Annotated in this window: 7 protein-coding genes, 1 tRNA gene and 1 pseudogene; 6 read left to right on the top strand and 3 right to left on the bottom strand. The window is 40.7% G+C overall.

Translation table 11 applies throughout. The features are described 5' to 3' along the window. Positions 1–313 precede the first annotated feature (313 nt). From Q4575_RS06690 to Q4575_RS06680, 3 genes are all read left to right on the top strand, one after another. Positions 314–3,103 carry a choice-of-anchor B family protein gene (locus Q4575_RS06690; protein WP_303521796.1) on the top strand — a complete coding sequence of 930 codons (2,790 nt, stop codon included), beginning with the start codon at positions 314–316 and terminating at the stop codon, positions 3,101–3,103. A 97-nt stretch (positions 3,104–3,200) separates the two neighbouring features. After that, positions 3,201–3,277, top strand: a tRNA-Ile gene (locus Q4575_RS06685). Positions 3,278–3,594: 317 nt separating this feature from the next. Next, entirely contained in the window at positions 3,595–6,045 is a 2,451-nt protein-coding gene (locus Q4575_RS06680; RefSeq protein ID WP_303521795.1) for a hypothetical protein, read from the top strand. A 220-nt stretch (positions 6,046–6,265) separates the two neighbouring features. On the opposite strand, the pseudogene Q4575_RS06675 reads toward Q4575_RS06680, so the two are convergent. The 3 genes and pseudogenes from Q4575_RS06675 to Q4575_RS06660 all read right to left on the bottom strand — a co-directional run. Then, a pseudogene (locus tag Q4575_RS06675) lies at positions 6,266–6,679 on the bottom strand (integrase core domain-containing protein); the annotation flags it as partial. 328 nt (positions 6,680–7,007) lie between these two features. Continuing rightward, the gene (locus Q4575_RS19810) at positions 7,008–7,838 is read right to left on the bottom strand and encodes an ATP-binding protein (RefSeq protein WP_368392854.1); all 831 of its coding nucleotides are present in this window, start codon (positions 7,836–7,838) and stop codon (positions 7,008–7,010) included. A gap of 627 nt (positions 7,839–8,465) precedes the next feature. After that, positions 8,466–8,774: a hypothetical protein gene (locus Q4575_RS06660; protein WP_303521794.1), complete on the bottom strand. Its 309-nt coding sequence runs from the start codon at positions 8,772–8,774 to the stop codon at positions 8,466–8,468. Between the two features lie 936 nt (positions 8,775–9,710). On the opposite strand from Q4575_RS06660, the gene Q4575_RS06655 reads away from it, so the two are divergent. The 3 genes from Q4575_RS06655 to Q4575_RS06645 all read left to right on the top strand — a co-directional run bounded on the left by Q4575_RS06655 (position 9,711) and on the right by Q4575_RS06645 (position 12,883). Continuing rightward, positions 9,711–10,961, top strand: a complete 1,251-nt coding sequence (locus Q4575_RS06655; RefSeq protein ID WP_303521793.1) for a cytochrome C — start codon at positions 9,711–9,713, stop codon at positions 10,959–10,961. Between the two features lie 179 nt (positions 10,962–11,140). Next, positions 11,141–11,608 (top strand): hypothetical protein, encoded by a 468-nt coding sequence (locus tag Q4575_RS06650; protein WP_215964949.1) that lies wholly within the window; start codon positions 11,141–11,143, stop codon positions 11,606–11,608. 897 nt (positions 11,609–12,505) lie between these two features. Continuing rightward, a complete protein-coding gene (locus Q4575_RS06645) occupies positions 12,506–12,883 on the top strand; it encodes a hypothetical protein (RefSeq protein WP_303521792.1) in 378 nt (125 codons plus the stop codon). Positions 12,884–12,957: the final 74 nt, after the last annotated feature.

Here is a 12,957-nt window from a genome sequence, read left to right as displayed (position 1 = left end):
ATATCAATTGAAGCGGCCCTATTTAAACCACGAAGTTCACGACCTGTAAGACAACATAAAACATGTAAAGTTATCGGCACGTTTTAAAAAATCATTAAACCGTTCGGGTCGCTCATCGACAAATTACCTCACAGACGAGTTTACTGCAAAGCAAATGTCCTGCACACTTAATGTATCACGCCAAAAGTATTTGGTTGTTTGATACTCGCAATGTTTTATTTATAGCCTTATTTCAAACTCGATTTAAAACCCAGTCTATAATTTAATAGAGTATAATCATGACTTTGGAACGTAACCCAAACAGGAATTTGATATGTTTAATCGCCATATTTGCGCCATTATTTTTCTTCTCACGCTAATGTACTCAGATGATGCTTTATCTCATGCAGAGCATGACAAGGCTCGTTATGTTGCCGTCGACGGCAAAGACCAAGGTTCATGCGAACAACCCGCCCAGCCTTGCCAATCAATTGGTTACGCCGCTAAAAAAGCAAACAAAGGGGATAAAATTTTAGTTGCCGGTGGCGAATACCAAGCCAAGAGTGTCGACGAGCTATTTTATCTCACCTCCGAACTTGTACCAAGTTACGGCGGCTATTCTAAAGCTGACCATTATAAAACCGCTAATCCTCAACAGAACCCAACATACATCAGTGGTGTCCCTGCGACTTATAATAAGCAGCTTAGCGAACGTGGCTTTATTCTCATCGTCGATAAAAAATCAAAGAGCTTGGCGGCGTCGGCAGCATTTCAACAAAAGCTTGGGCAATTTGATGCAATCAAACAATCCCAAAGCGACGTAAACTGTGTCAACGGCAATGCGGGAAGCTTCCCTTGTAATAATATTGATCTCGTTTCACACGTGCCACTTAGCAGCTTTGCAAATTCACCATCTGCAGCCAATGACATTTGGGGACACGTCGACCTAAATACAGATATTGAATACGCTATAATAGGCTTACGTAACGGTGCTTCGGTGGTATCACTCGAAGATCCAAGTAATCCGCAAGTTGTTGGCCACGTCACCGGATTAACGGCGATCTGGCGCGACATTAAAGTTTATCAGTATTTCGATTTCGAACAGGGCATGTGGCAAGCATATGCTTATGTCTCTACCGACGGTGCGGCGGATAGCGTCACAATTATTGACCTAAACGACTTACCCAATAGCATCCATTCTGTTGGTCATGCCAATGAAGACGCAAGTTTACATAATATCTACATCAGCAACGTCAACTATGGTACAGGCGTAGCGATTAACCACCGACAACCTTTGTTGCACTCTATGGGATCGAGTCGTTATGGTGGGGCTCACCGCAGCTACGACCTCATCAATCCTAAAGCCCCAACTGCTGTTTATACACCAGTGGAAGCAACACGAGACGATTACACCCACGATGGTACGTCTTTTGTGGTCACGGATGATCGAGTGGCAAACGACTGTCAGCGCCTAACCACAGACCAAACAACCCCAACCGAATGTGATATTTTTGTCGACTTTAACGAAAACGAAATGCGCCTTTGGGACCAAACCGATAAAACAGACTTAACCGAATTAGGACAGGGCATATACAACAACGCCGCTTATACCCATTCAGGTTGGTGGACCGAAGACAAAAAGTATATTTACGTTCACGACGAGCTAGACGAACAGCAATTTAATAACAATACCGCAGTGATGATATTTGATGTTTCTGATCTCACGGCACCGTTATCCAAAGGCCGTTGGAACGGCCCAACAAAAGCCATTGACCACAATGGTTTTGTTCGGGGTAATCGTTACTATATGTCTAACTATGAACGCGGCATGACCATTTTGGACATAACCGACCCAGTTAAGCCTGTCGAAATAGGTTACTTTGATACTTTTCCGTTTTCAGATGACGACCAGTTTAATGGTGCCTGGGGCGTTTACCCATTTTTACCCAGTGGTCTGATTTTGATCAGCGATATCAATTCAGGCTTGTACGTCGTTAAGGACAAGACCAAAAACGTTGCAGCGGGCCAGATTTCATTTAGTCAAATGAAGCAAAACTACCCAGAAGGCCAAACAGCCATAATCCATGTTCAACGACTGCTAGATAGCACAGGCGAGATTAGCGTTGAATACCAAACTCTTTGGGGCTCCGCCACCGGCGACGATTTTGTTGCACAAACAGGCAAGCTAACTTGGGCCGACGGAGATAACTCTGATAAAACTATATCTATCCCAATCAATTCCGACACTGACACCTTAGAATTCACCGAGCAATTTTCGGTCGAATTGTTTAACCCTCAAGGCGGCGCAACATTGCAAAACCCGGGTAACGCCTGGATCATAATTGACGGTAATAATGAAGTTAGCGGCGTTAAATTTGGTGCTGCAAGTGCCGAACTGATTGAAAACCAAACAAGCGACAAAACCCAAATTTTAATCCCAGTTAGTCGACTTCCGTCGTATGTGAGCGGTCTAAATGTCGGAGTCTCGATTGTTCAAACAGGCGACAGCCAAGCCACAAACAACTCCGACTTTGTATTACACGATACAATGTTAACGTGGGCTGCTGACGACAATTCTGACAAAACAATCACCGTCGATATTATCAATGACGATCAGCAAGAAAGCACAGAGACAGTAACTTTAGCATTTGATGTGGGTGATAATTACCGAATAGTAGGTACGAACGCGTTCACAATTACTATATTGGACGATGACTCAAATACCGCGCCAACCGTCACAAGCAATAATTATATCGGTGAAACCATCGAATCACTGCCGCTAGGAGACTTAGTCACGGTTAGCGACGATCAAACGAATTTAGCGTACCAATGGACACTGAACGCAAACAACAGCAATGCAACACTAAGCACGGCTAACACCTTAAATGCGAAATTTACAACATCAGTCGCAGGCGTTTACCCACTCACACTAGTGGTAACCGACCCATTTGGCGAATCGGCAACAACCTCGTTTACCGTCGAAAAAACCGAAGCAAAAAAGCAAGACAAGGGTGGATTTTCGTTTAATTACTTAACATTGTTTTTAACCACCGCCCTAATCTTCCTAAGAAGGCGCGCAGATATTAAAAAGATCGGTAAAATTGTTCAAACTATGAGCAAATAATTAAACAAACCTAAATCAGGGAGTGACAAGTAATTCGACTTTGCTTATACTCCCTGCCGTTTTCTGGGATTCTTATATTCCCAAAAACATATGGTATGCCCCCTTAGCTCAGTTGGTTAGAGCATCCGACTCATAATCGGCAGGTCCCCTGTTCAAGTCAGGGAGGGGGCACCATTTTTCTACTTTTTCCCAGTAATTTTCCACTTACAAAATTTTCCAAAACGCTATTTATAGCAGGTTTATAGCAATATTTAACTTTGGAATTATTCAATTTAAATCTTCAAGTGGAAATCAATAGCAAAAGGTCTCTAAGTATTTATATAGTTAGATTGCAATATTCTAAACTCTCTTATTTTTAGTAAAAAACATACCTAAAGCTCTTATATAGCAATGGGTTAGCTATTGTGATAAAACATTGGATAAATATCTAGGTTAGATAAGCCCAGCAGAGACCTACTAATCTTTTCCAGTCTAAAAAAGGATTCAAACGAATGGTTGCGACCCCACATGAGATTGCGATTTCAATTGCCAAATCGACTAAAGAAAGAGACTTCAATGAAGCTGACACTCGTCACAAAATCATAGATGAGGTATTACATGGTGTTTTGAATTGGCCAAAAACCCAAACATTACATGAAAGTTACATTAAGCCTGGTTACGCCGACTATAGATTGAAGCGTTCAAACGGTGATGATTTAGTGTTTTTAGAGGCAAAGAAGGAAGGAGTTTATTTCGAGTTGCCAAACAACTTCAATGGAGGGAAAAACTCAAGGCACATATTGGTAAAAACGCTAATGACAGACCCCAATATAAAGTCGGCCATTGAACAGGTTCGGGTTTATTGTATGGAAGAGGGATGTGAATTTGCCGGAATTACGAATGGGCACGAATGGGTATTTTTTAAAACCTTTGAAAGAGGAAAGAACTGGAGAAACCTGAAAGCTCTAGTAATTAAGAAAAATGATTTCTTCTCTGATAATTTTATTGAAGCCATCAACACGCTCGGTTATGAATCCATTAAGTCAGGATCTCTGAAACATAAATTAGGTACGATAGGACGCCAGAATAGAGAGCTGTTTTATCCAAAGGATAAAATAGTTTCATATGATCATGAGGTTAGCTCGAACATATATGCGCGAGATCTAAGACCTTTTGCAAGGAAGTATTTTGGTGCAATAGATGTATCAGAAAAAGAGTTTTTAGAATCTTGTTATGTCAACGAGAGAGAATATGAAAGTGCATTTGAAAACTTTAGAGGACTAATTAAAGACTCACTTACACCTTATTTTGAAGAAAGAGGAGTTCAAGACTTAAAAGATAATGAAAAAGGTGGCTCGTTTGGTAATAGAATAGCAAAAAGCCTTCAAAGCAAAAAAAATGGAGAGGTTATTGTTTTGTTTGGAGGTAAAGGTGCAGGTAAATCGACTTTCTTGAAGAAGCTACTTTATCATAACCCGCCTCAATATCTAGCGAAGCACTCTAGAGTTGCAATTGCTGATTTATTGAATGTTCCGGAAAATAAACCAGATATACATTTTAGTATTTGGGACCAACTGATCACAAGCTTAGATACCGAGGAATTGCTGTCAAAAGATCGTGTTGAATTGTTGGCTCTTTTTGATGACAGATACCAGCTTGCTAAAAGGCAAATTTTGTTTGGTTTAGAAGACGGTTCCGAGAATTATAATCTAAGATTGAATGAGTTGGTAAAAGAGTGGTTGGAAGACAAAAAGTATGTCGCAAACAGGCTAGTGGCCTATTGGAAGTCTAAACACAAAGGCTGCATTATAGCTGTGGACAATACGGATCAATTTCCACACGACTTGCAGGACTTTTGTTTCACTACTGCTCAAGAGATTGCTGACACTTTAGGATGTCTCGTAATTATATCTATGAGAGAAGAGCGCTTCCATGCTTCTAGAATTCATGGAACTTTAGACGCATACCAGAACTCAGGCTTTCACATTAGCTCACCTGTAACAAAAGCAGTTTTTGAAAAACGAATAGATTTTGTAATAAAGAAGCTTAATGATGACGCATTTTGTCAAAACGAATTCTACGTTGAATCGAGCTCGCCAAAAATTCAATCGATCAAAAAACTCTTTGTTATCTTGCGGAATGAATTTAAGAAAGGAGACAAGTCTCCACTCACCGATTTTCTAAATGCATGTGCTCATGGAAATATCCGCTTAGCTCTTGAATTATTTAGAGACTTTCTTAAATCAGGCTATACGAACGTAGACGAAATGGTTGGCATAACAGGATTATGGACATTGCGAATTCATCAGGTTTTAAAACCAGTAATGATTCCTTACAGATTCTTCTATGAAGAGGTTCAAAGTAGCATTCCTAATATTTTTCAAGTGAGAAACAAAAAAAATGGGTCTCACTTTACGGCTTTAAGAATTCTTCACAAATTGTCAGATGGGATCGATCCGGCCAACCCTTTTTATATTTCGATTGGAGAGTTAAAGGAACATTTTTCAGAAAAGTTCAATATGGTTGAAGACTTCGAGAAAAATATCGATATATTTCTTAAGTGGGATTTGGTTGAATCTAATAATCGTTTGGATAGTTATTCTAGCGATGTCGACAGCATTAAGATTACAAATTATGGCATCTATATCTATGAAACTTTGTCATCATTTTTCACCTATATAGAACTAGTAGCTTCGGATTGTGGGGTTTATGACGAAACTACAGCAAATGATATTGTTTCTCTATCTAACGAAGATTTTCGGCTTTTCAATAAAAGAAAAAGAGTCGATCGAGTAAAAACAAGATTAAAGAAAGCTCAACAGTTTATAGAATATTTGAGCCGAGAGGAGCTGTTGGAACTGGAATTCTACGGAGAGGATAATCACAAATTTATGCCGCAAATCGCCAAACGATTTGAAGATGAAAGTAATGCAGTTATGAAGAGTGCGACTCGTCAAAGGTAAGCGGTACAGTTATTTACAGAACTCCAAGTTAAAGAACAAAACCTGCTGGTTGCATACTCCATGTTCGGTGGCGAGTAACCAGCAACTTACCCAAATACCTAATACCTTTTATCGCTTTTATTATCGTTCGATCAAAGTAACTTATTTTAACTTCGCCAGTGGCAGTGTAACCCTCCCATATTTAGATCAAACATTAAGAGAGTTTTCCTGATCTAGTCGCTCATATTCTTTTGGGCGGTAGATCGTTCAATGATTCATGTGGTCGATCATAATTGTATTCGACCATCCAACTATCTGTTATTTCTCGTACTTCCGTCAAGCTGTTAAACAAATAACAGTCTAAGACTTCATTTCTATAGGTGCGATTAAATCTCTCAATAAACGCGTTTTGAGTCGGCTTTCCTGGCTTTATAAAATCTAATTTGATGCCATGAAATTCGGCCCATAGCTCAAGTTTATGAGAGATAAATTCAGGCCCGTTGTCCTGCCTGAGCCGTTTAGGATAGCCGCGATATTCAGCAACGCGGTCTAACACTCGTATGATCCTCTCTGCTGGCAGACTTGAATCAATTTCTATGGCGAGTGACTCGCGATTATAATCATCAATGACGTTAAACGTCCGAAACGACTTTCCTGAGTACTGTAGTGGCATAGTGATTTTGGCCACCTAATTAGAGGATGTTATGATTGAATCATAACAGTATTAGGTGAAGATAATGGCTAAGAAGTTAAGGCTTTATTTCATTGAGCATTGCTCAATGGGTTTCGATAACCACGTCGGGTTAGACTTACTAAAGTTTGCCTCTCCCCTTTTAAAAAGGGGAGAGGCAAACTTTAGTAAGTTCCAGTCAGGCAAATTCACAGCAATCATCACTTTAAAATTACAAAACCAAATATTTCGTCACCTGCATTCTTAGTTATTGGCTCAACTATTAGACGTCAACTAACTTGTCCGGTCGGCGTCAATTAACTTGGCCGGTTTTTGAATTGATTTTAATAGCCTGCTTTTTTCTGTAGCTTTCTCCTTCTAGTTTATAAATTTCGCTGTGGTGGACTAACCTGTCTATTGCAGCAACGGTCATCATGTTGTCGCCGAATATACTGTCCCACTCACTGAATGCCTGATTTGATGTGATTAACATACTGCCTCGTTCATAACGGTGAGCGATCAGCTCAAATAGCACTTGGCTTCGCGGCTGAGATTTATGACGACGAGCGACACCTTGAACAGGGTTAATCTCAACTACCTCTCTTTCGATAAGCCACTTAAACATTTTGGATAAGTAAGCCCTCAGATGGTTTGACTGCCCTGCGGTCTTGGCTGCAACCTTGTCTAATAATTCGACCACATCACGGCGGCGAATATCTTTAGCAGGTCTATCACCCCATGCAGGTATCGCAAACCGCTCTAATGCCCTATCAATGGATTTCCATGTTTTGAGGTTTGGCTTGCAGTAGCCTTCAACGAAGTTTTTGGCGCAGTTCTCAAAGCTGTATAGCTGGCGTTCTCGTTCTTCTGCCTTCTTGTCTTCGACAGGATCATTGCCGCGTTGAATTTCGGCTCGCGCATCTCGGGCGCGCTCTCTCGCTAACTTCAATGACACGCCCGGATATACCCCCAAGCTCAGACGCTTGGCTTTGCCTTTGACCCGATAAGTGTAACTCCAGCTTTTAGTACCAGACGGAAGCAACCGAAGTACAAGCCCCGCTACTTCTGAGTCATACACGTCTTTTCGTTTCTCTGGTGTCGCCATCTTCTCGATGCCAACAGCGGTTAGTTTTATACTACCCATGATTTTTTCCTCCATTGGGTGGTTGGTGTGGGGGTACAAATCCCATGAGATTTAAGTACCACCGTTGAGAGGGAAAAATACGAGCAAACCCGCTGAAAGGCACGGTTTACTAGGGTTTTGTCAGCTAAATGATAAAGAATAATATTGACTGAGAGGTTATCTTTCGGGACTCATAATCGGCAGGTCCCCTGTTCAAGTCAGGGAGGGGGCACCATTTTTCTACTTTTTCCCAGTAATTATCCACTTACAAAAATATCAAAAACGCTATTTATAGCAGGTTTATAGCAAACTATTTTTACTTTTCGGTACGACTTTTCTGTTTGGCATGCTCGATAAGGCTTAATAGCTGAATGTTTTAGGCAAATGGTTCTATATGGGCGAGGTGCGATCGTTTTTGTCTAATTAGTTGCTGGGCAGGAATGCGTTAGACCCGAAGAATGGCTCAGGTGCCAGCAAAGGCTGTTCTGCTAGTAAACAACGATAATTCTTGACCTGCATTAATAATACTTTGAGAAAGACCAGATTAAAATAACAATATCAATAACATAAAAAGCAAATCAAATATAATGTAGACGCGATCTACACATTGAGTAGCCACACAATATCGGCTATCCTGATGCATTATTTTTAATGTATGTTACTTCTTGTGCCGTCTTTACATAGCGTTACAGTTAGACCTGCTGTCAAACCAAGTCCATCATTATCTGGATGAGACCATGCTTTAACAGCACAGAGAATAACCCTTTTAGCATCAGTTGCACCACTGCATAGTTCTACAGCTTGACCAGCAGTAAAGCCCAACCCTCTATTAACTTTGCTACCAAATGCCATTTGGTAGCATTTTGTTGGTTCGGTATCAGGTATATTTTCTTCAGCGATTGAATTACAACTAAGACAAAAAAGTGTAAATACTAGGAAGTTAGACATTGATTTCATTAGCTTTTCCTTCATAAATATAAGGGGATACTCTAACAATTCAATCCTGAGGATTGGGTCACTCTTAGACCGATAGTGCTCTCGTTTTTGATTATTTTAACATTAGTATCAAATTAATTAGGGCATTACTAGCCAAGTACTTTCTATAATATTTAGTAGGTAAGCTAAATTGCCTCACTAATTCATTTATTTAAATTTGTAAGAGTCATAATAAAATTCTATTTTGAAAGCGGACCAACAGGCTCAGTGTCGCTGAACCGCTTTTATGATTAGTAAATGGTTGATTCAATAACTTCCTCTGCACTTGGTTGGAGATCCCTAATATCGCTTAGGCTCTTTTGGGATGACGGGTTTTCTGTTGATATTGCATGACAGTTGTTAACCTGATAATTCGAGCCAATTAAAGCGAACTATGACATTCCTCTGCACTCGGTTGGAGATCCCTAATATCGCTTAGGCTCTTTTGGGATGACGGTTTTTTCTGTTGATTTGGGACCAACGGGCTCAGAGTCGCTGAACCGCTTTTATGATTAGTTAATGGTTGATTCAATAACTTCCTCTGCTCTCGGTTGGAGATCCCTAATATCGCTTAGGCTGACTCATATTATAAGCTAGGGGAATGACGTTTTTTTGTTCTGGACTTTTGAGCTAATTGAAGGTGAATTATGAACTTCCACTGCACTCGGTTGGAGATCCCTAATATCGCTTAGGCTCTTTTGGGATGACGGCTTTTTTCCGCTCTTTTGGAATGACGTTTTTTGTTCTGGTAATTTGGGTTAATAAAACGAGCTATGAAATTGTCAGCTAATCACGTTGCACCAGCGTGTTCGACGACGTTGAATGTTTCTACCCCCAAAAAAGAAATCATGATACAAATAACACTTGCGCCAGTCGTTTGAAATCGAACTATTGGTATTTAATTTTGGGAGATTAGTCATGCGCAAAGTGATATTTAGCCTTTCATTCCTATTGTCGGTTTTTGCCAGTAGTCACGCTGCGGCTACAAATGTAAATATCAAAAACGACAAACACGCATACGCCAAAGGGCAAAAATTGGTAGAACGTTTATGTACTTCTTGCCATCGACACAATTTAATCACTCGTAGCTCCGGATATACCTATCAACAGTGGCAATCGCTAACCCGCACTATGATAGATTTATCTGCACAACCTGAAACAGAACAGTTAATTTTTAATTACTTGGCAAAAACTTACCCTCCGAACAGTCATCGTTCTCCAACTCTTGTTTCAGGCGATGTGCAAATTTCTTTTGAGCAATGGCACACACCAACGTTAGGACAACGTGCTCGCGATCCGGTTGAAGCCCCAGACGGTTCCATATGGTGGGCTGGGCAACGTGCGAACTTAATTGGCCGCATCGACCCAGATACCGAAGAAATGAAAGAGTTCTCGTTGCCACCGAATGCGATGCCTCACTCAGTGACCCCAGATAAAGACGGAAATATTTGGTATACCGGAAACAAAAATGGCTCGATTGGAAAACTTGATCCAAAATCCGGTGAAATTACTGTTTTTAAAATGCCAGACAAAAACGCCAAAGATCCGCACACGGCGACCTTTGACAGTAACGGCATCCTTTGGTTTACAGCACAGCATAGTAATATGATTGGTCGATTAGATCCTAACACCCGAGATATTAAGTTAGTTACCATGCCAACGGAGAATTCGCGTCCTTATGGCATTAAAATCGACGCCGACGGCAATCCCTGGGTGGCCTGTAATGGCAGTAATTGTTTAGTGAAAGTAAACCCAACTACGATGCAATTAAATGAAATTAAACTGCCGGATGCCGCTTCAAAAGTACGCCGTTTAGATATCGACAATGCCGGTAACATTTGGTTCGTGAATTCAGCATTAGGTCGTCTCGGACGCTATAGTCCAGACACCAGCGTAATAAAAGAGTGGCCCTCTCCCAGTGGCGCACAATCACATCCCTACGCAATCGCGGTTGTTGATGGCATCGTATGGTACAACGAATCAGGAAAACGCCCCGATGCGTTAGTGAGATTTGACCCGACAACAGAAGTGTTCCAAAGTTGGGCTATTCCCTCTGGGGAGATTTATGCTGGGATTATTAGGCACATGCGCGCAACTCAAAGTGGCGATTTGCTTATACATCAAAGTAGCACTAACAAAATTATAAGGGTCAAGATAACGCAAGATTAGAGTAACTAATTAAGGGCAATTTTTTGTCCCAGAACAATTACAGAGTCTGCATTATTCAGGTAAGATGAAAAATAGTAAAGTCTCTACCTGCTACAGACTTTGCTATTTAACACCAATTCAATCTATAAATTATTAATCCCCTTTGCAGGGGGATTTACACAAAAAGGGATTTGACGTTTATGCGTATTAATAAAGCTGTTTTACTTGCAACGAGCCTTGTCTTTTCAATTGCTAATGCTGAAGTCTTAGAGTTTCCAAAAGCCGGTTTTACAATCAATAGCTTGGATACAAGTCCTACAACGGGAATGTCGCAACCCCTTCAAATGTTTCTCCCTGCCAAAAATGGTTTTGCGTCAAACGTAAATGTTCAAATTCAACCTTACCCTGGCACCTTGACTCAATATAAAGAACTTTCGATAGGCCAATTTAAACAAATGGGTATCTCTATTGTTTCCTTTGAAGAAAGCGCAAATTCAATCTCATTTGAATACACAGGTATGATGCAAGGGCTTAGTCTTCATTGGTATGCCAAGGCTTTTAAAAAAGGCAATTATGTCTATTTAGTTACTGCGACAGGAAACGAAAAGGACTGGGCTGCAGACAAACAAGTCCTAATGGAAAACGTAAATAGCTTTAAACTTAAGTAAATATCATAATTTTTGAATCAACTGTGTCGGACCAACAGGGACCAATGGGGTCAGTGTCGCTGATTTTATGACATTCCTCTGCACTCGGTTGGAGATCCCTAATATCGCTTAGGCTGACTCATATTACAAGCTAGGGGAATGACGGTTTTTGTTCTGAACTTTTGAGGCAATTGAAGGTGAATTATGAACTTCCTCTACACTCGGTTGGAGATCCCTAATATCGCTATGGCTCTTTTGGGATGACGGGTTTTTGTTCTGAACTTTTGAGCTAATTGAAGGTGGATTATGAAACTCCTCTGCACTCGGTTGGAGATCCCTAATATCGCTGTGGCTGACTCATATTACAAGCTAAGGGGATGACGTTTTACTTTTTAAATTTTGAGTTATTGCACTTAAAGTTCAGACTGCATATTACTTCGTCTAAATCCCCCTTAGTTAAGATTTATATCTCGAAGTGAACGGCAGGGACGCCGTTGCAAGGAATGTGCATAGGGATGTGCGTACATTCCGTCTTCGACGATAATATAAATCTTAAATAAGGATTAGGGATTTGGTCGAAAGCGGCCTTTTTGCCTACTTTTGGGGCTGTTGCAAAAAGTATGGTCGACGAAGTCGAAATAGCCGCCTGCAAGGCAAAGAAAGGCGCAGCCTGCAGGGCGAATTATGAACTTCCTTTGCTCTCGGTTGGAGATCCCTAATATCACTGAGGCTGACTCATATTACAAGCTAGGGGGATGACGATTTTTTTCTGTGGTTTTGGGATGACGGCTTTTTCTGTTGATTTGGAATGAGGTTTTTGTACGTTGATAATGGCTGATAAAAATAAACTTAGCTGTGACTATTCACTTACCATTATGAAACTTTTAAAATGTTGTGCATATTGTGTTTGGGGTTTTTATGTATAAAGCGGTTTCAAGAATACTAGTGCTAGCGATGATGCTTGTTTCCTTTGCGGGGCAGGCACTTACCTACAATGCTGCCCAATTTTGCGAAACAAACGAAGACACGCACTCGCTATCTTACAACCTAACAGTCATAACCTCAAACGATTTACCTGCTTCCGATGTCGATAACCCAGCGGATTGCTGTGATGTCGAATGCTGTGATCTGGATTGTATCTGTATTGCCAATGCTTGTTCATCTGTGGCTTATTTTAGTACAGAACACATTTCTACTAAGACCCAATTGTCAGATGAAATGACTTACCTACAGCAATTTGAACAGCCTAATTCTGTTGCAAGTTTACTTTATCGACCTCCCATTTTTACCTCATAACGGGCGGGTTTCGCCCCCGATTTTTACAACACGTCATTTTTAACTGAATCAACACCATAGTGCTGGGTTATTGC

It is taken from the genome of Psychrosphaera sp. 1_MG-2023, from assembly GCF_030548245.1.
Lineage (GTDB): Bacteria > Pseudomonadota > Gammaproteobacteria > Enterobacterales > Alteromonadaceae > Psychrosphaera > Psychrosphaera algicola.
This window is presented reverse-complemented; position numbering and strand designations above follow the sequence as displayed.

Coding starts and splice junctions, on each gene's coding strand:
- Q4575_RS06690 (WP_303521796.1), top strand. CDS start 314: ATGTTTAATCGCCATATTTGCGCCATTATTTTTCTTCTCACGCTAATG.
- Q4575_RS06680 (WP_303521795.1), top strand. CDS start 3,595: ATGGTTGCGACCCCACATGAGATTGCGATTTCAATTGCCAAATCGACT.
- Q4575_RS19810 (WP_368392854.1), bottom strand. CDS start 7,838: ATGGGTAGTATAAAACTAACCGCTGTTGGCATCGAGAAGATGGCGACA.
- Q4575_RS06660 (WP_303521794.1), bottom strand. CDS start 8,774: ATGAAATCAATGTCTAACTTCCTAGTATTTACACTTTTTTGTCTTAGT.
- Q4575_RS06655 (WP_303521793.1), top strand. CDS start 9,711: ATGCGCAAAGTGATATTTAGCCTTTCATTCCTATTGTCGGTTTTTGCC.
- Q4575_RS06650 (WP_215964949.1), top strand. CDS start 11,141: ATGCGTATTAATAAAGCTGTTTTACTTGCAACGAGCCTTGTCTTTTCA.
- Q4575_RS06645 (WP_303521792.1), top strand. CDS start 12,506: ATGTATAAAGCGGTTTCAAGAATACTAGTGCTAGCGATGATGCTTGTT.